This window comes from Microbacterium marinilacus (genome assembly GCF_019753765.1).
In the GTDB taxonomy this organism is placed as follows: Bacteria; Actinomycetota; Actinomycetes; order Actinomycetales; family Microbacteriaceae; genus Microbacterium; species Microbacterium marinilacus.
The window spans coordinates 130,560-148,226 of the sequence record NZ_JAIJZW010000004.1; the positions used below are offsets into that span (position 1 = coordinate 130,560).

The following is a 17,667-nucleotide window of genomic DNA, read 5'->3' on the forward strand; positions in this document are numbered from 1 at the left end:
CTCACCCCTGCACGTCGATCCCGGCGGCCGCGGCGAACGCCGGGGCCAGGCGCTCCACCTGCGCGGACGTGAGCGTGACGCCGCGCAGGCTCGCGACGTCGAGGAAGGACTCGGCGTCGAGCCCGCGCATGTCGACGTCCGCGGCCCGCAGGCCCCGCGGGTCGACCTCGGACGCCGACACCCCGTCGAACGCGACGCGCGTGAGCGTCGCCTGTGGCACGTCGAGGGAGCGGATCGCGCAGTCGGCGACCAGGATGTCCTCGCCGCGCGCGCCGCCGAGGGTGAGGTAGTCGATCCGGACGTCCCGCAGCTCGAGCTCGGCGATCCGCGCGCCGCTGAGGTCGAGGGTGCCGAGCCGTCCGCCGAAGACGCGCATGCGGCGGATGGTCGTGTCGCGGGCGGAGACCGATGCGGCGCGGAGGTCGCGCACGTCGACGTCGATCAGCGTGGCGCCCGTGAGGTCGAGGCCATCGACCGCGGACTCCTCGAAGAGGCACTCCTCGAGCGCCGAGTGCGCGAGGTCGACGGCTCCGGCGAGCGCCGTGAACCGCGCCCGATGCTCATCCCCATGGCGGCGCGGCGACACCTGCTCCAGGTGGGACGGCAGATCGGGCGGGGAGACGCGGGGCGCGACGGGACGCTGACGAGGACGGGCCATGCCCCGACGGTATCCCCGGCCCCCGACAGCCCGTAGAATCGAGGGAACGGCATCGATCCGGACATCACCGGGGAGCTCGCGGAAGAACAGGTCTCGGCCTCAGTAGAACCGCGCGGGGCAGGCCCGTCACAGCCGCAGTGAGAGCGGCGTCGTCCGCCTTCGGAGACGGGGGCGCGCGGTGCAACGCGGGGTGGTACCGCGGCCAGGTCGTCGAGTCGGCAGGGTCGTCCTCGCAGTCCGATCTGGAACTGCTGGAGTGACATGACCTACCCCAAGTCGTCGTTCGGTGCGGCCGCGGATGCCGCGTCGGACGAGAGCGCCGTCGTCCCGAGCCCGCGATTCCCCGACATCGAGCGCGAGATCCTGTCGTTCTGGGAGCGGGACGACACCTTCCGCGCGTCGATCGCGCAGCGGGACGGCGCCGACGAGTGGGTCTTCTACGACGGCCCCCCGTTCGCGAACGGCCTGCCCCACTACGGGCACCTCCTGACCGGATACGCCAAGGACCTCTTCCCGCGCTTCCAGACCATGCGCGGGAAGCGCGTGGATCGCGTCTTCGGCTGGGACACGCACGGCCTGCCCGCCGAGCTCGAGGCGATGAAGCAGCTCGGGATCACCGAGAAGAGCGAGATCGAGCAGATGGGCATCGACGCCTTCAACGCGAAGGCGCGCGAGTCGGTGCTGGCGTACACGCGCGAGTGGGAGGACTACGTCACGCGCCAGGCGCGCTGGGTGGACTTCGAGCGCGGCTACAAGACGCTCGACACCACGTTCATGGAGAGCGTGCTGTGGGCGTTCAAGCAGCTGCACGACAAGGGCCTCGCGTACGAGGGCTACCGTGTGCTGCCCTACTGCTGGCGCGACCAGACGCCGCTGTCGAACCATGAGCTGCGTATGGACGACGACGTCTACAAGATGCGGCAGGACCCGTCGGTGACCGTCACGTTCCCGCTGACCGGAGAGAAGGCGGCGGCGCTCGGGGTCGAGGGCGTGCGCGCCCTGGCCTGGACCACGACGCCCTGGACGCTGCCGACCAACATGGCGCTCGCGGTCGGGCCGGACATCGTCTACGCGGTGGTGCCCGAGGGGCCGAAGGGGGCGAAGGAGGGCGCCGAGGGCGCGGAGTTCCTGCTCGCCGAGGACCTCCTGGGCGGCTACGCCAAGGACCTCGGCTATGAGTCGGCGGCGGAGGCGACGGCGGCCGTCCGCGTGCGCGTGGCGGGCGCCGACCTCGCCGACGTGCGCTTCGAGCGGCTCTTCGACTACTTCGCCGACGTCGAGGCCTGGGGCACGCAGAACGCATGGCGCGTCCTCGTCGACGACTACGTCACGACGGCCGACGGCACGGGCATCGTCCACCAGGCCCCGGCGTACGGCGAGGACGACAAGCGCGTCGGCGACGCCGCCGGCATCCCGACCATCGTGTCCGTGGGCGACGACGGGCGCTTCCTGGACGTCGTCACCGACGTGGCCGGGGAGCTGTGGATGGACGCGAACACGCCGCTCGTGCGCCTTCTGCGCCAGAACGGCCGTCTGCTGCGTCTGCAGTCGTACGAGCACTCGTACCCGCACTGCTGGCGATGCCGGAACCCCCTGATCTACAAGGCCGTGTCGAGCTGGTTCGTGCGCGTCACCGAGTTCAAGGACCGTCTGCTCGAGCTGAACGAGCAGATCACCTGGGCGCCGGAGAACGTCAAGCACGGCCAGTTCGGCAAGTGGCTGGAGGGCGCGCGCGACTGGTCGATCAGTCGAAACCGCTTCTGGGGCTCGCCGATCCCGGTGTGGAAGTCGGACGACCCGAACCACCCGCGCGTCGACGCGTACGGCTCGCTGGAGGAGCTGGAGCGCGACTTCGGCACGCTGCCGCGCAACGAGCGGGGGGAGGTCGACCTGCACCGCCCGTACATCGACCAGCTCACCCGCCCGAACCCCGACGACCCCTCCGGCCGCAGCACCATGCGCCGTATCGAGGACGTGTTCGACGTCTGGTTCGACTCCGGATCGATGCCGTTCGCGCAGGTGCACTACCCGTTCGAGAACGCCGAGTGGTTCGACTCCCACGCGCCGGCCGACTTCATCGTCGAGTACATCGGGCAGACGCGCGGATGGTTCTACGTGATGCACGTGCTCTCGACCGCGCTGTTCGACCGCCCGGCGTTCTCGGGCGTCTCGTGCCACGGCATCGTGCTCGGCAACGACGGACAGAAGATGTCCAAGTCGCTGCGCAACTACCCGGACGTCTCCGAGGTGTTCGACCGCGACGGCTCGGACGCGATGCGCTGGTTCCTGATGTCGTCCAGCGTGCTCCGCGGCGGGAACCTGGTCGTCACCGAGGAGGGCATCCGCGCGGGGGTGCGCGAGTTCCTGCTGCCGCTGTGGAACTCGTGGTACTTCTTCGCCACGTATGCGAACGCCGCCCGCGTCGGTGTCGGCGGCGCCGTCGACGAGGCCGGTCGACCGGGCTACGAGGCGGTCTGGCGCACCGACTCCACGGACGTGCTGGACCGCTACATCCTCGCGCTCACCGGGGATCTGGTGCGCGATGTGGCGGACGACCTCGAACGGCTCGACTCGACGACGGCGTCCGCGCGGCTGCGCGACTTCGCCGAGGTGCTGACGAACTGGTACATCCGCCGCTCGCGCGACCGGTTCTGGACCGGCGTGACGGAGGAGCCGCGGTCGAGGGAGGCCTTCGACACGCTGTACACCGTGCTCGAGACGCTCACACGGGTGGCCGCGCCGCTGATCCCGCTCGTCTCCGAGCGCGTCTGGCGGGGCCTGACGGGTGGGCGCAGCGTGCATCTGACCGACTGGCCGGACGCCTCCGCCTTCCCGGACGCCGCGGACATCCGTGAGGCGATGGACGCCGTGCGCGAGGCGTCCAGCGTCGCGAACGCGCTGCGCAAGAGGGAGGGGCTGCGCGTGCGCCTGCCGCTGGCGAAGCTCACGGTCGTCACGGCGCGATCCGGCCTCGGCCAGTTCGAGGACATCCTGCGCGAGGAGCTGAACGTGAAGGCCGTCGAGCTGGCGGCGCTGGGCGACGACACCGCCGCCGAGTACGGCATCTCCCACCGCCTGACGGTGAACGCCCGCGCGGCGGGGCCCCGCCTCGGCAAGCAGGTGCAGCAGGCGATCCGCGCCGCGAAGGAGGGCGACTGGTCGGAGCAGGACGGCGCCGTCGTCGCGGGCGGCCTGGCGCTCGAGCCGGGGGAGTACGAGCTCGTGCTCGAGACCACCGGACGCCCCGAGGGAGAGGCGCTCGCCTTGCTGCCGACGGGCGGCTTCGTGCTGCTGGACACGCGGACGACGCCCGAGCTCGAGGCCGAGGGCCTGGCACGCGACATCGTGCGCGCCGTGCAGGACACTCGCAAGGCCGCCGGCTTCGACGTCAGCGACCGCATCAGCCTGCACCTGCTGTTCGACAGCCCGCAGGACGCGGCCGTGTTCCCGGTCGCGGGCGCGACGGTCGACAAGCCGAACACGGCGATGCTGATGACGGAGACGCTCGCCACGTGGTTCGAGCCGCTCGTGCGGGACACGGACTCGCCGGCGGAGCCGTCCCCGGAGGCCTGGCGGGCCGCGTACGGCGTCCTGCCCGAGCACGTCGGCCGGGTCGCGGCCGGCACCTACGCCAACGTCGGCGACTTCCAGGTCGCCGTGAGCCGGAACGGAGCGACCGCGTGAGCGAGCAGGGACAGACGCCCGACGAGCCCGACGAGGTGATCGTGGAGGGCACGCCGCGCGATCGCGCGCGAGCGGATGCCGTCTACGAGACGCTGCTCGACCGCGCGGGCGAGCGATGGGTGCAGCCGCGGAAGGAGCGGACGGCGAGGGTGCTCGAGCTGCTCGACGATCCGCAGCGCACCTACCGCGTGGTGCACGTGACGGGCACGAACGGCAAGACGTCGACCAGCCGCATCATCGAGAGCCTGGTGCGCGCCCATGGCCTGCGCACGGGGATGTTCACCAGTCCGCACCTCGAGCGCTTCACGGAGCGGATCCTCATCGACGGGCGGCCGATCGCGGATGCCGCCGTCGCCGACGCATGGGACGAGATCGAGCCGTTCGTCGCGATCGTCGACGCCGAGCTCGAGGCCGGGGGGGAGGAGCCGCTGACCTTCTTCGAGCTGCTCACGGTGCTCGCCTTCGTCGCCGCCGCCGACGCCCCGATCGACGTTCTGGTGCTCGAGGTCGGGATGGGCGGCGCGTGGGACTCCACCAACACCGCCGACGGGGACGTCGCCGTGTTCGCGCCGATCGACCTGGACCATGCCGACCGCCTGGGATCGACGATCGCCGAGATCGCCGAGGTGAAGGCGGGCATCATCAAGGACGGCGCGCGGGTGGTCTCGGCGCGCCAGACGCCCGAGGCCGAGGCGGTGCTGCGCCGGGTCGCCGGCGAGCGGGGGGCCGAGATCGCGTTCGAGGGCGCGGACTTCGCCCTCGTGGACGACAAGCTCGCCGTCGGCGGCCAGCTCATCACGGTGCGGGGGCTCGCGGGCCTGTACGACGAGGAGTACCTGCCGCTCTACGGACGTCACCAGGGGGCGAACGCGGCGCTGGCCATCGCCGCCGTGGAGTCGCTGATCGGCGCGGCGACGCAGCCGATCGCCCCATCGGTCCTCACGGAGGGCCTGGCCGAGTCGACGTCGCCCGGCCGCCTGCAGCTGCTCGGCGTCGAGCCGACGGTGATCGTCGACGCGGCCCACAACCCGCACGGGGCCGCGGCGCTGGCCGCCGCCCTGCGGGAGGCCTTCGACTTCGACGAGTGGGGGCTCGTGCTCGGTGTGCTCGGCGATAAGGACGCGATCGGCATCGTCCGAGAGCTCGGCCCCATCGCCGCGCACGTGTTCGTGACGGCGCCGGAGTCGGAGCGCGCGACCGACCCCGACGGGCTCGCCGACCTCGTCGAGAGCGCCGGGCTGCGCGTCACGGTGCACCCGCACCTCGCCGACGCGGCGGATGCCGCGCGGGAATGGGCGAGCGAGTCCAACCGTCGCGCCGTCGCGATCGCCGGTTCCGTGGTCCTCGCCGGCGAGGCGCTGGCGCTGGCGGCGGCGGAGGACTGGAAGTCGGGGTGGGCGCGGTGACCTCCGCGCAGCCCGCCCCGCGGCCCGCGCGCTACCGCAGTCTGCCCGAGAAGCTCGGCCAGGTGGTCCTGGGCTTCGAGGCGATCATCGTGTTCCTCGCCGGCCTCGCGATCTTCGGACTGCGCGCCTTGCCGGATCCCTTGCCGGACTGGTGGGGCATCGTCGCGGGTGCGGTCGTGGCGACGGTCATGCTGCTCACCACCGGGCTGCTGCGCTACCGCTGGGGCTTCGGCCTGGGCTGGGCGCTGCAGGTCGTGGTCGCGCTGGGCGCGATCGCCGTGCCGGCGATCCTGCTGGTGGCGCTCGTGTTCGGCGGCATGTGGGCGTATGCGACGATCGGAGGAGCACGGATCGAGCAGCGGACCGCGTCTCAGCGGGCCGACAACGAGCGTTCGAGCTGACCGCGGGCCCGTCGGACCTCGACGGCGACCGAGAAGTTCTATTGAGAAGTTGGGGTGCAAGCAGCACATGGCCACCGAAGAGACCCTCGTCCTCGTCAAGCCGGACGGCGTCGCCCGCGGCCTGACCGGCGCGATCCTCGCACGCATCGAGGCGAAGGGATACTCCCTCGTCGACATCCGGCTGATCGAGCCGAGCCGCGACCTGCTGGCGGAGCACTACGCCGAGCACGAGGGCAAGCCGTTCTACGAGCCGCTGCTCGAGTTCATGATGTCGGGACCGGTCGTCGCGATCCGCGTCGCGGGCAACCGCGTGATCGAGGGCTTCCGCTCGCTGGCGGGCACGACCGACCCCACGACGGCGGCGCCGGGCACCATCCGCGGCGACTTCGGCCGCGACTGGGGCGTCGCCGTGCAGCAGAACCTCGTGCACGGCTCGGACAGCCCCGAGTCGGCGCAGCGCGAGCTCGGCATCTGGTTCTGACGCCGGACCGCCTCCCTCGGCCCGGTCGTCGCAGGACCGGGCCCACGGGACCCAATGCCCCGGATGCCCGGCTCTGCCGGCGTCCGGGGCGCGTCCGTTCTCAGAACAGCGAGCCCAGCACGTCCAGCCGCAGCTGGGCGAGCACCGCCACCACGGCGTAGCTCGCGACGGCCAGCAGGGGCAGCCAGCCCATGAGCTTGCCGGCGCCGCGCCGCACCCCGGCAGGGGCCGGCAGAGCGCCCGTTCGCAGCGTGTGCAGCAGCACCGCGTAGAACGACGGGATCGTCACGACCCAGGTGACCATGCACCAGGGGCAGAGGGTGCCGAGAACGAAGATGCTCTGGCTGATGAGCCACACGACGAATCCGAACGCGAACGTCATGCCGGCGAGGAACAGCAGCCAGAACCAGCGCGAGAACCGTGCTCCCGCGAGGATCGCCATGCCGACGACGATCGGCGCGACCCACCCTGTGAGCCCGAGGACGGGGTTCGGGAAGCCGAACACCGAGCCCTGCGGCGACGTCAGGTTCAGCCCGCACTGCACGAGCGGGCTGAAGTCGCAGCTGGCCGTCGAGCCGGGGTTCATCAGCAGGTGGAAGCGCTCGGTGGTGAGGGAGAACGCCGCCCACCAGCCGATCGCACCGGCGATGACGAGCCAGACGGCGAGCGCTACGGGACGGTTGCGTGATTCGGTCACGGGACCATTGTCCCTCTGCCGGAGCGGAGCGCCGACCGGGCGCGCGTGCGTGCCGCGTGCGCGAGACGCGCGGGTGATGCGATAATGGCACGTGACGCATCCCGCGGCCGCGCCGCGACCCGCGTCGATTGAAGACTTCGGGGCAAAGGATGCCCCGCGCGACCAGAGCCATGAGCCTGTCGCAGGCCGAGTGAGAGTTCGCGGGCCCGCCGATGCGGGACCGCACGAGATTTCCGGGCGACGCGCGGATGTCCGCCCGCAGGGAGCACGCCAGCGATGGCCGAACAGAACAACGAGCACAACGACCGCACCCTCTCGGAGGACGGGACGGACGCGACCGACGAGCTGACGACGGACTCCGCCGAGCAGGAGGCGACGCCCGACGAGCAGCCGGCGACCGGCGAGCCCGCCGCGCAGGCGCCTGTCGAGGACGCGGCAGCCGACGAGGCCGAGACGGTGACGTCCGGCGACACGGCCGCGGCGGATGCCGGAGCCGAGGACGACACGGAGTCGGAGGAGGCCGCCTCGCAGGCGGACGCCCCCGCCGCGGACGAGCCGCAGGGCGTCACGGACGCTTCGGCGCCGGACGACGTCGCCTCGGACGAGGCGCCGCAGGAGGAGACGGAGCCGGCTCGCCCGACGGCCGTCAGCCTGGGCCTGCTGCCGGAGGAGTTCGTCTCGCAGGTGTCGACGGCGCTGCACTTCTACGCGCCGGACCTGCCGCCGCTGCCCGCTCTGCCGGTCGACGACGAGCCCGAGGGGGGCCGCTCGTCCCGCCGACGTCGCCGCCGCGGCGGCGCAGCAGACGTCGCCGACGAGAAGCCGCAGTCGAACGCGGAGGAGGGCGGCGGCCGCCGTCGCCAGCGCGTCGTCGAGGTCGTCACCGAGCCGCAGCGCATCAAGGGCTCGACGCGCCTCGAGGCGAAGAAGCAGCGCCGCCGCGACGGTCGAGAGGCCGGCCGGCGCCGCCCGGTGGTCACGGAGGCCGAGTTCCTCGCGCGTCGTGAGGCCGTCGACCGCGAGATGATCGTCCGGTCCAAGAACAACCGCGTGCAGATCGCGGTGCTCGAGGACAAGGTGCTCGTCGAGCACTACGTGGCGCGCAGCCAGGACGCCTCCCTGATCGGGAACGTCTATCTCGGCCGTGTCCAGAACGTGCTGCCGAGCATGGAGGCCGCGTTCGTCGACATCGGTCGCGGCCGCAACGCCGTGCTGTACTCCGGTGAGGTCGACTGGGACTCGGTCGAGACCGGCAACCAGCCGCGCCGCATCGAGCTGGCGCTGAAGCCGGGCGACAAGGTCCTCGTGCAGGTCACCAAGGACCCGGTGGGGCACAAGGGCGCGCGGCTCACCAGCCAGATCTCGCTGCCCGGCCGCTACCTCGTGTACGTGCCCGGCGGCGCGATGAACGGCATCTCCCGCAAGCTCCCCGACACCGAGCGCTCGCGCCTGAAGAAGATCCTCAAGGAGGTCCTTCCCGAGTCGTCGGGGGTGATCGTCCGCACGGCCGCCGAGGGCGCCACCGAGGAGCAGCTGACCCGCGACGTGAACCGCCTCACCTCGCAGTGGGCGCACATCCTGTCGCAGGTCGAGAAGGGCAACGCCCCGGTCCTGCTGCACAGCGAGCCCGACCTCCTCGTGAAGATCGTCCGCGACGTCTTCAACGAGGACTTCACGAAGATGCTCATCCAGGGCGAGGACGCGCAGCGCACCATCACGGGCTACCTCGAGGGCGTGGCGCCCGATCTGCTCGACCGCATCGAGAGCTACGAGGGAGAGCAGGACCCCTTCGACGCGTTCCGCATCACGGAGCAGATCGAGAAGGCGCTGGACCGCAAGGTGTGGCTGCCGTCGGGCGGCTCGCTGGTCATCGACCGCACCGAGGCGATGACGGTGGTCGACGTGAACACCGGCAAGTTCGTCGGCTCCGGCGGCAACCTCGAGGAGACGGTCACCAAGAACAACCTTGAGGCCGCGGAGGAGATCGTCCGTCAGCTGCGGCTGCGTGACATCGGCGGCATCATCGTGGTCGACTTCATCGACATGGTGCTCGAGTCGAACCGCGACCTCGTGCTGCGGCGCCTCGTCGAATGCCTGAGCCGCGATCGCACCAAGCACCAGGTCGCCGAGGTCACCTCCCTGGGTCTCGTCCAGATGACGCGCAAGAAGCTCGGCCTCGGCCTGCTCGAGACCTTCAGCGAGCCCTGCGAGGTCTGCGCCGGTCGGGGTGTCATCGTGCACCACGACCCGGTCGCGAAGCACCGCCCGAGCGGCGGGGGCGGCAGCGGCTCCGGATCGGGACGGCGCTCTCGCGGCAACGGCGGCGGCTCGTCGAACGGCCGCGCCGAGCAGAGCGGACAGGCGTCGGCGCAGGCGGCGGCCGGTTCAACGGGCACGCACGTCATCACCGAGGGCGTGAAGTCGGCCCTCGCGCAGATCGCCGCCTCCACCCTGTCGCATCCGCAGGACAGGCCCGAGGGTCAGCCGGAGCTCCAGATCGAGCTGCCCGAGGGGCCGCGCCCGCCGGCGTCCGACGGCGGCTCGGCGCCGGAGCGCTCGAAGAAGCCGCGCAAGAAGCGATCGCCCGAAGCGCAGGCGCCGAAGACCGAGACCGAGCAGCTGCTCGACTCCGTGCTCAACGCGCTCCCCGAGCCCAAGGCCCCCGGCCAGGGGCGCGGGCGCAGCCGTCGCGTGACGACCGCCGCCCTGACGGGCACCGCGGTGTCGGTGACGCCGACGTCGTCGTCCGAGGACTGAGACGCCGGTCCAGGCCGTCGCGGGCTCGTCCCGCGGCGGCCTCCGTCGTCTCAGCCGCGGCGTTCGCGCGCGGTGATCCTCAGACCCGAGGCGATCAGCGCGCGCACGAGCTGCTTGCCCGTCACGTGCCGGGCGCCCGCCTCGACGAGCCGGGGGACCAGGTGCTCGGGCACGTCGTAGTGATCGCGGTCGAAGGCGCGCGGCGGCACGTCGTGGGCGGCCGCGAACGCGTGCAGCTCGTCGAGGTCGTGGTCGCTGACGAGGTGCGCCCACAGCCGGCCGTGCGCGGGCCACACAGGATCGTCAACGAGAATCGCCACCGACCGATCCTACGAGAGCACCGCGGTGCGCGGCGCGGCCGTCGCGCGACGCGCCGTCCCGGCGCTTTTGCCGGAACCCGCCCCGATCGGGTAGAGTAGTCCTTTGGTGCGTCCCCTGTGTCGCGCGCTGGCGATGGCGGCGCGACGAAAGTCTTGCAGACGCCCCTCGCGGCCAGCGAGAGCAAGCGAAGTCTTTCCCGTGAGATTCGGAAGCCCGTGGCTTCCCCAATGAAAAACAGGTGTGAAGTGGTTTACGCAGTTGTGCGCGCCGGCGGCCGGCAGGAGAAGGTCGAGGTCGGCACCATCGTTCAGCTCGACCGTGTGCAGGCTGCCGCGGGCGAGACGATCGAGCTGCCCGCCGTCCTCTTCGTCGACGGCGACAACGTGACGACCGACGCTGAGAAGCTCGCCAAGGTCAAGGTCACGGCGGAGGTCGTCGGCAACCTGCGCGGCCCGAAGATCGTCATCCAGAAGTTCAAGAACAAGACCGGTTACAAGAAGCGCCAGGGCCACCGTCAGGACCTCACGCGCGTCAAGATCACCGGCATCAAGTAAGTCACCGGAAGAGGCTGAGTAATGGCACACAAAAAGGGAGCGAGCTCCACTCGCAACGGTCGCGACTCCAACGCCCAGCGACTGGGAGTGAAGCGCTTCGGCGGCCAGGTCGTCAGCGCGGGCGAGATCATCGTCCGTCAGCGCGGCACCCACTTCCACCCGGGCGCCAACGTCGGTCGCGGTGGCGACGACACGCTGTTCGCCCTCGCCGCAGGAGCGGTGGAGTTCGGCACGAAGGGCGGCCGCAAGGTCGTCAACATCGTCGCCGGCGAGTAACTTCCGTCTGGCGAGTGCCCCTCCGGCACTCTCAGGCGCGACACGCATACGCGTCATGGAACGGGGCGGGCTTCGGCTCGTCCCGTTCTCTTTTCCGGCTGGGGCTCCTCCCGCCGTCATTCCAGCTCGCACTCTCAGAATCGGTGGGAATCATGGTCACATTCGTCGACGAGGTGACACTTCACCTGCGCGCAGGCAAGGGCGGCAACGGCTGCGTCTCGGTACGTCGCGAGAAGTTCAAGCCGCTGGGCGGCCCGGACGGCGCGAACGGCGGTGACGGCGGCGACGTCGTGCTGGTCGCGGACACGAACACGACCACTCTGCTGAGCTACCACCACTCGCCGCACCGCGCAGCCGGCAACGGCGGCTTCGGGATGGGCGACATGCGATCGGGCGCCCAGGGAGAGGACCTCGAGCTGCCGGTGCCGGTGGGCACGGTCGTGAAGGACCCGTCCGGCGAGGTGCTCGTCGACATGATCGAGCCGGGCATGCGCTTCGTCGCCGCGCCCGGCGGCAGGGGAGGGCTCGGCAACGCCGCGCTGTCGTCGCCCAAGCGGAAGGCGCCGGGCTTCGCGCTGCTGGGCACACCGGGCTGGGAGGGCGACGTCGTCCTCGAGCTCAAGACGGTCGCGGACGTCGCGCTCGTGGGCTTCCCCTCGGCCGGCAAGTCGAGCCTGATCGCGACCATCTCGGCTGCGCGCCCCAAGATCGCCGACTACCCGTTCACCACGCTCCACCCGAACCTCGGAGTCGTGCAGGCGGGAGACGTGCGCTTCACCGTCGCGGACGTGCCCGGCCTCATCGAGGGCGCGAGCGAGGGGCGCGGGCTCGGCCTGGAGTTCCTCCGCCACGTCGAGCGCTGCACGGCGCTCGTGCACGTGCTCGACTGCGCGACGCTCGAGCCCGGCCGCGACCCGCTGAGCGACCTCGAGGTGATCCGCGCCGAGCTGGGCGCCTACCCGGTGCCCGAGGGACAGACGCCGCTGCTGGAGCGCCCCCAGGTGGTCGTGCTGAACAAGATCGACGTGCCGGAGGCCGAGGAGCTGGCGGCGTTCGTGCGCCCCGACCTCGAGGCGCTCGGCTACCGCGTGTTCGAGATCTCGACGGTGGCCCGCAAGGGGCTGCGTGAGCTGACCTTCGCGCTCGGCGACATCGTGGAGCAGCACCGCAAGGCGGCGCCCGCCGAGCCGGTCAAGCCGCGCGTCGTCATCCGCCCGAAGGGCTCCGAGAAGGAGTTCACGGTGCGTGTCGAGGGCGGCACGTACGGCAACGTCTACCGCATCCTCGGCGACAAGCCGGTGCGCTGGGTGCAGCAGACCGACTTCCAGAACGAGGAGGCCGTCGGGTTCCTCGCGGACCGGCTCGAGAAGCTGGGCGTCGAGGACGAGCTCTACCGGGCGGGCGCCGTTCCGGGCTCGACCGTCGTCATCGGCGAGGGCGACGCGATCGTCTTCGACTGGGAGCCGTCGATCAGCTCGGCCGCCGAGCTCATCCAGGCTCCTCGCGGCACGGACCCGCGGCTCGACCAGAACCGCCGGCGCACGAGCGTCGAGCGGCGAGAGCAGTATCACGACCGTCAGGACGCGCGCGCGGCCCAGCGGGCCGAGGCCGAGGAGCTGCGCCGCGCCCGCCGAGGCGAGCCCGAGGAAGATCCGTCGTGACCGCCGCCGAGCGCGCCGACCTGGGGTCGGCGCGACGGATCGTCGTGAAGGTGGGATCCTCGTCGATCAGCGGCGAGGCGTCGTGGCGCATCGATCTGATCGTCGACGCCATCGCCGCTGTCCGCGAGCGGGGCGCGGAGCTCATCCTGGTGTCGTCCGGCGCCATCGCGACCGCGATCCCGTTCCTCGACCTCGGTGAGCGGCCGAACGACCTCGCGTCGCAGCAGGCGGCCGCCGCGGTGGGGCAGAACGTCCTGATGTGGCGCTACCAGAACAGCCTCGACCGGCACTCGGTCCTCGCGGGACAGATCCTCCTGACGGCGGGAGACCTCGAGAACCCGACACCGCGCAGCAACGCCCGACGTGCGATCGAGCGGCTGCTCGACCTCTCGGTGCTGCCGATCGTCAACGAGAACGACACCGTCGCCACGCAGGAGATCCGCTTCGGCGACAACGACCGTCTGGCCGCGTTGGTCGCGCAGCTCGTGCAGGCGGACGCACTGGTGCTGCTGAGCGACATCGCCTCGCTGTACACGAGGCCGCCCAGCGAGCCCGGCGCCGAGCCCCTCGATGTGGTCAGCCACGACGCCGACCTGTCCGGCCTGGAGTTCGGCTCGGCCGTCGTCAACAGCGTCGGCACCGGAGGCGCGGCGACGAAGGTCTCCGCCGCCCGCCTCGCCGCGTCCGCCGGTATCGGAGTCCTGGTCACCAGCGCCGACCTGGTGGCGGACGCGCTCTCCGGCGCGGCCGTGGGCACCTGGTTCCGCCCTTCGCCCGAGGGCGCCGCCGTCGGTACACTCACGGAACACCCCTCCGATTCGGCACAGTGAGCAAGGAGACCGCGAGATGAGCACCGTCGACGTCCAGGAGGTCGCGATCGACACGCCTCAGGAGCGGCTGCGTCTCGCGAAGGACGCCGCGCGCGTGACCGCGCGGCTCACGAGCGGCGAGAAGACGGACGCGCTGCACGCGATCGCCGACGCGCTGCTCGAGCACTCCGACGAGATCATCGCCGCCAACGCCGACGACCTGGCGCGCGGTGAACGAGACGGCATCGGCGCGGGTCTGCTGGATCGGCTGCGGCTCGATGCGCGGCGGGTGGCGGGCCTAGCTGACGCGGTGAGGGAGATCGCCGCGCTGCCGGACCCGGTCGGGCAGGTGGTGCGTGGTCACCGGATGCCGAACGGCGTCGACCTGCAGCAGGTGCGCGTGCCTTTCGGGGTCGTCGGCGCGATCTACGAGGCGCGGCCGAACGTGACCGTCGACATCGCCGCGATCGCGCTGCGGTCGGGCAACGCCGTCGTGCTGCGCGGCGGGAGCGCCGCGCTGTCGTCCAACACCGTGCTGGTCGGCGTGATGCGCGACGCGTTGGAGGCCCGCGGGATCTCGCCGGATGCGATCCAGAGCGTCGACGCGTTCGGGCGGGACGGCGCCAAGGCGCTGATGCACGGCCGCGGCCTCGTCGACGTGCTGGTGCCGCGGGGCAGCGCAGGGCTCATCGAGACGGTCGTCACCGAGTCCACCGTGCCGGTCATCGAGACCGGAGCCGGCAACGTGCACGTGGTGCTGGACTCGTCCGCGCCTGACGACTGGGCGCGCGACATCGTCGTGAACGCCAAGGCGCAGCGCCCGAGCGTGTGCAACGCGGCCGAGACGGTGCTGGTCCTGCGTGACGCCGCCGAACGGCTCGTCGCTCCCGTCGCCGCCGCCCTGCAGGGCCAGGGCGTGACGGTGCACGGCGACGAGGCGGTCGCCCGTCTCGCCTCGGACGTCGTCCCGGCCACCGAGGACGACTGGGCGACGGAGTACCTCAGCCTCGACATCGCGATGCGGGTCGTGGACACGCTGGACGACGCGATCGACCACATCCGCCGATACTCGACGGGCCACACCGAGGCGATCGTGACGACGGACGTGCGCAACGCCGACCGATTCCTCGCCGAGGTCGACTCCGCGGTGGTGCTCGTCAACGCCTCGACGCGCTTCACCGACGGAGGAGAGTTCGGCTTCGGCGCAGAGGTGGGGATCTCGACGCAGAAGCTCCACGCTCGCGGCCCGATGGGCCTGCCAGAGCTGACGAGCACCAAGTGGCTCGGCCGTGGCGCCGGTCAGGTGCGCGTCTGAGCGATAAGCTGGACCGGCACGCCTGACCGGGGCTGCTGTACGACCCGTGTCACAACCTGAACGGAGCACGAATGCACTTCGCCGCAGCGATTGTCGCCGCCGCCGCTGAGACCGAACACCACGGCAACCCGATGCTGGCGTCGCTGCCGTTCGGGATCATCGCGGCCGTCACATTCGGGCTGCTCGCAGCGGTGACGGCGTCGTACCGCAACGTCTCCAACCGTCGGCCCGACAAGGTCGAGGCGCACGCCGAGCACGAGACCGGCCACGGCCACTAGGTCGGCCTTGTGACGGTGCAGCCGAGGCCGCCGCGGATCGGGGTGATGGGCGGGACGTTCGATCCCATCCACCATGGCCACCTGGTCGCCGCGAGCGAGGTCGCCCAGTCGTTCGACCTCGACGAGGTCGTGTTCGTCCCGACGGGGCAGCCTTGGCAGAAGGAGCACGTCTCACCGGCGGAGCAGCGATACGAGATGACCGTGATCGCCACCGCCTCGAACCCGCGCTTCACCGTGAGCAGGGTCGATGTCGACCGCGACGGCCCGACCTACACCGTCGACACGCTGCGCGACCTGAAGGCCTCGCGTCCGGACGCGGACCTGTTCTTCATCAGCGGCGCAGACGCCGTGGCGCAGATTCTCAGCTGGAGAGACCACGATGAGCTGTGGGATCTCGCCCATTTCGTCGCGGTCTCCCGCCCCGGCCACGTGCTGGACGTCGAGAGCCTGCCGAGCACGGACGTCAGCCAGCTGGAGGTCCCGGCGCTGGCGATCTCGTCAACCGACTGCCGCGACCGGGTACGACGCGGATTTCCCGTCTGGTACCTGGTGCCCGACGGCGTCGTCCAGTACATCGCGAAGCATCATCTGTATCGGAGCAAGGCATGAGCACACCGGAAGAGCCGACGCCGCCGCTCACTCGACGCCGGCTGCGAGAGCTGAAGATGACCGGCCAGAACCCGGTCATCACGCCCGAGGAGGCCGAGGCGGCGAATGCCGCGCGCGAGGCCGAGGGGGTGGACGCCGTCACGCAGGAGGCGCCTCCCGCACCGGAGACGGACGCGGCCGACGTCGAGTCCGAGGCCGCCGCTGAGGCAGAGCCCGACGTCGATTTCGAGGCGGAGCCCGAGGAGACCGAGGGCGACCCCGAAGGACACCGGGGCGACGCGACGCCTGAGGCGGGGCCGGAAGAGCACGCGGCCGAGGACGACGGATCGGCCGAGTCCGTGGACGACGCCGACGCCTTCGGTCGGCCTCTGACGCGCCGACAGGTGCGCGAGAGGGAGCGCCTGCGCACGAACCAGCTGTCGATCGTCCAGTCGGACGACGCGCCCGCCGACGAGGCGCCGGCCGAGGAGGCCGTCGCCGTCGCCGAGAACGAGACGTCGGTGGTCTACGAGGTCGTGGAGGCCGAGCCCTCCGACCACGCCGAGGACGCCGAGGAGACGGCGTCCGAGGACGCAACCGTGCACGAGCTCGTCTTCGAGCCCGTGGTGGAGCCCGTCGCGGGGTCGGAGGGGGAGACCCTGGCCGAGCGCGCGGAGGAGGAGCTCTCGGACGCGCCCGTCGAGACCGTGTACGTCGAGGACGACGCCGTGGCGGACGAGGAGCCGGAGGAGCGTCCCACCGTGGCGCCGACGTTCGGGTCGACGGTGCTGCGGGCCGAGCCCGAGCGCTCGTCGCAGCCCGGCTCGTTCGAGGAGATCCTGTCGCAGGCCGCCGACTCGAGCGGCACCGCGACGGCGGCCAGCACGCTGATCCTCCAGGCCGATCCCGGGACGATCCCGCTGTCGGCGCCGATCGACGCGACCGGGGAGATCCTGCTCACCAGCACGCACGCGCTGCCGGAGGGCTTCGGCTCCCGCGGCCACGCCGCGGGCACCACGGACGGCAAGGAGGTCGACGTCGTCCTGCTCGACGGCGAGCTGCCCCTGTCGTCCTCGCCTACGCCGATCGCCGCGAGCGACGCGGTGAGCACGTCGAAGAGCCCGTCGGAGGTGATCCGCCCGCCGGCACCGGAGAAGACGCACCGCCTGACCCTGATCCTCGGCATCACGGCGGGCGCCCTGGGCATCGCACTCATCGGCGTGGTGGTCGCCGCATTCACGACGGGAGTCCTGGGCTGATGGCCACTGCTGAATCGATCGACATGCTGAAGATCGCCGCGGAGGCGGCGGACGCGAAGGGCGGCGAGGATCTCGTCGCCCTCGACGTGTCGGAGCCGCTGCCGCTCGTCGACGTGTTCCTGCTGGTCACCGGCCGCAGCGAGCGCAACGTCGCCGCCATCGCGGACGAGATCGAGGACAAGCTGCACGAGGCCGGGCACAAGCGCCTGCGCCGCGAGGGACGCGCCGAGTCGCGGTGGGTGCTGCTCGATTTCGGCGACCTCGTCGTGCACGTCTTCCATCAGGAGGAGCGGGCGTTCTACGCGCTCGAGCGCCTCTGGAAGGACTGCCCGGTGATCCCCGTCGAGGTGAGCGCGACGCGCCCGGCCGAGTGAGGCGATTTCACCTCGGCTCGGACGTGTTGTAAGCTTATGGAGTTGTCCGGGGCTTCTACCGGACAGCACCTGGGTCTGTGGCGCAGCTGGTAGCGCACCTGCATGGCATGCAGGGGGTCAGGGGTTCGAGTCCCCTCAGATCCACCAG

At 71.3% G+C, this 17,667-nt stretch carries 17 protein-coding genes and 1 tRNA gene; 15 read left to right on the forward strand and 3 right to left on the reverse strand.

Features of this window, described 5'->3' with window-relative positions; all coding sequences use genetic code 11:
• Position 1: 1 nt before the first annotated feature.
• Positions 2-658 carry a pentapeptide repeat-containing protein gene (locus tag K5S26_RS08365; protein ID WP_221857528.1) on the reverse strand — a complete coding sequence of 219 codons (657 nt, stop codon included), beginning with the start codon at positions 656-658 and terminating at the stop codon, positions 2-4.
• Positions 659-919: 261 nt separating this feature from the next.
• Between K5S26_RS08365 and ileS the strand changes: the two genes are divergently transcribed.
• From ileS to ndk, 4 genes are all read left to right on the forward strand, one after another.
• Positions 920-4,342 (forward strand): isoleucine--tRNA ligase, encoded by a 3,423-nt coding sequence (gene ileS, locus K5S26_RS08370; protein ID WP_221857529.1) that lies wholly within the window; start codon positions 920-922, stop codon positions 4,340-4,342.
• A 41-nt stretch (positions 4,343-4,383) separates the two neighbouring features.
• Positions 4,384-5,748 (forward strand): bifunctional folylpolyglutamate synthase/dihydrofolate synthase, encoded by a 1,365-nt coding sequence (locus K5S26_RS08375; protein WP_221857749.1) that lies wholly within the window; start codon positions 4,384-4,386, stop codon positions 5,746-5,748.
• Positions 5,745-6,149, forward strand: coding sequence for a DUF4233 domain-containing protein (locus tag K5S26_RS18700; protein ID WP_308122845.1), 405 nt, complete (start codon positions 5,745-5,747; stop codon positions 6,147-6,149). Before K5S26_RS08375 ends, K5S26_RS18700 begins: the two co-directional genes overlap by 4 nt.
• Before the next feature lie 67 nt (positions 6,150-6,216).
• On the forward strand, positions 6,217-6,630 hold the full coding sequence (gene ndk, locus K5S26_RS08385; protein ID WP_221857531.1) for a nucleoside-diphosphate kinase: 414 nt from the start codon (positions 6,217-6,219) through the stop codon (positions 6,628-6,630).
• Between the two features lie 100 nt (positions 6,631-6,730).
• On the opposite strand, the gene K5S26_RS08390 is transcribed toward ndk, so the two are convergent.
• Complete coding sequence (locus K5S26_RS08390; RefSeq protein WP_221857532.1) at positions 6,731-7,327, reverse strand: vitamin K epoxide reductase family protein; 597 nt, start codon at positions 7,325-7,327, stop codon at positions 6,731-6,733.
• A 276-nt stretch (positions 7,328-7,603) separates the two neighbouring features.
• Here K5S26_RS08390 and K5S26_RS08395 point away from each other — a divergent pair, with 276 nt between their 5' ends.
• Positions 7,604-10,084 (forward strand): Rne/Rng family ribonuclease, encoded by a 2,481-nt coding sequence (locus K5S26_RS08395; RefSeq protein ID WP_221857533.1) that lies wholly within the window; start codon positions 7,604-7,606, stop codon positions 10,082-10,084.
• Positions 10,085-10,134: 50 nt separating this feature from the next.
• On the opposite strand, the gene K5S26_RS08400 is transcribed toward K5S26_RS08395, so the two are convergent.
• Entirely contained in the window at positions 10,135-10,404 is a 270-nt protein-coding gene (locus K5S26_RS08400) for a DUF4031 domain-containing protein (RefSeq protein ID WP_221857534.1), read from the reverse strand.
• 246 nt (positions 10,405-10,650) lie between these two features.
• On the opposite strand from K5S26_RS08400, the gene rplU reads away from it, so the two are divergent.
• The 10 genes from rplU to K5S26_RS08450 all read left to right on the forward strand — a co-directional run bounded on the left by rplU (position 10,651) and on the right by K5S26_RS08450 (position 17,666).
• Positions 10,651-10,959 carry a 50S ribosomal protein L21 gene (rplU, locus tag K5S26_RS08405; RefSeq protein WP_221857535.1) on the forward strand — a complete coding sequence of 103 codons (309 nt, stop codon included), beginning with the start codon at positions 10,651-10,653 and terminating at the stop codon, positions 10,957-10,959.
• Between the two features lie 21 nt (positions 10,960-10,980).
• Positions 10,981-11,235, forward strand: coding sequence for a 50S ribosomal protein L27 (gene rpmA / locus K5S26_RS08410; protein WP_221857536.1), 255 nt, complete (start codon positions 10,981-10,983; stop codon positions 11,233-11,235).
• A 152-nt stretch (positions 11,236-11,387) separates the two neighbouring features.
• The gene (obgE, locus tag K5S26_RS08415) at positions 11,388-12,896 is read left to right on the forward strand and encodes a GTPase ObgE (RefSeq protein WP_221857537.1); all 1,509 of its coding nucleotides are present in this window, start codon (positions 11,388-11,390) and stop codon (positions 12,894-12,896) included.
• Complete coding sequence (proB, locus tag K5S26_RS08420) at positions 12,893-13,726, forward strand: glutamate 5-kinase (protein WP_221857538.1); 834 nt, start codon at positions 12,893-12,895, stop codon at positions 13,724-13,726. The genes obgE and proB overlap by 4 nt, the downstream gene beginning before the upstream one ends.
• Before the next feature lie 16 nt (positions 13,727-13,742).
• Positions 13,743-15,020 carry a glutamate-5-semialdehyde dehydrogenase gene (locus K5S26_RS08425; RefSeq protein ID WP_221857539.1) on the forward strand — a complete coding sequence of 426 codons (1,278 nt, stop codon included), beginning with the start codon at positions 13,743-13,745 and terminating at the stop codon, positions 15,018-15,020.
• A 71-nt stretch (positions 15,021-15,091) separates the two neighbouring features.
• Positions 15,092-15,298, forward strand: a complete 207-nt coding sequence (locus tag K5S26_RS08430) for a hypothetical protein (RefSeq protein ID WP_221857540.1) — start codon at positions 15,092-15,094, stop codon at positions 15,296-15,298.
• A 9-nt stretch (positions 15,299-15,307) separates the two neighbouring features.
• Positions 15,308-15,907 (forward strand): nicotinate-nucleotide adenylyltransferase, encoded by a 600-nt coding sequence (gene nadD / locus K5S26_RS08435; RefSeq protein ID WP_308122846.1) that lies wholly within the window; start codon positions 15,308-15,310, stop codon positions 15,905-15,907.
• Entirely contained in the window at positions 15,904-17,145 is a 1,242-nt protein-coding gene (locus K5S26_RS08440; protein WP_221857542.1) for a hypothetical protein, read from the forward strand. Before nadD ends, K5S26_RS08440 begins: the two co-directional genes overlap by 4 nt.
• Positions 17,145-17,519 carry a ribosome silencing factor gene (gene rsfS, locus K5S26_RS08445; RefSeq protein WP_372454393.1) on the forward strand — a complete coding sequence of 125 codons (375 nt, stop codon included), beginning with the start codon at positions 17,145-17,147 and terminating at the stop codon, positions 17,517-17,519. The genes K5S26_RS08440 and rsfS overlap by 1 nt, the downstream gene beginning before the upstream one ends.
• 71 nt (positions 17,520-17,590) lie before the next feature.
• Positions 17,591-17,666: transfer RNA gene (locus K5S26_RS08450), tRNA-Ala, on the forward strand.
• The last annotated feature ends 1 nt before the right edge of the window (position 17,667 follow it).

What these genes read in the sequence shown, in the direction of transcription:
- K5S26_RS08365 (WP_221857528.1), bottom strand. Translation starts at nt 658, where the DNA reads ATGGCCCGTCCTCGTCAGCGTCCCGTCGCGCCCCGCGTCTCCCCGCCC.
- ileS (WP_221857529.1), top strand. Translation starts at nt 920, where the DNA reads ATGACCTACCCCAAGTCGTCGTTCGGTGCGGCCGCGGATGCCGCGTCG.
- ndk (WP_221857531.1), top strand. Translation starts at nt 6,217, where the DNA reads ATGGCCACCGAAGAGACCCTCGTCCTCGTCAAGCCGGACGGCGTCGCC.
- K5S26_RS08395 (WP_221857533.1), top strand. Translation starts at nt 7,604, where the DNA reads ATGGCCGAACAGAACAACGAGCACAACGACCGCACCCTCTCGGAGGAC.
- rpmA (WP_221857536.1), top strand. Translation starts at nt 10,981, where the DNA reads ATGGCACACAAAAAGGGAGCGAGCTCCACTCGCAACGGTCGCGACTCC.
- obgE (WP_221857537.1), top strand. Translation starts at nt 11,388, where the DNA reads ATGGTCACATTCGTCGACGAGGTGACACTTCACCTGCGCGCAGGCAAG.
- K5S26_RS08425 (WP_221857539.1), top strand. Translation starts at nt 13,743, where the DNA reads ATGAGCACCGTCGACGTCCAGGAGGTCGCGATCGACACGCCTCAGGAG.
- K5S26_RS08430 (WP_221857540.1), top strand. Translation starts at nt 15,092, where the DNA reads ATGCACTTCGCCGCAGCGATTGTCGCCGCCGCCGCTGAGACCGAACAC.
- K5S26_RS08440 (WP_221857542.1), top strand. Translation starts at nt 15,904, where the DNA reads ATGAGCACACCGGAAGAGCCGACGCCGCCGCTCACTCGACGCCGGCTG.
- rsfS (WP_372454393.1), top strand. Translation starts at nt 17,145, where the DNA reads ATGGCCACTGCTGAATCGATCGACATGCTGAAGATCGCCGCGGAGGCG.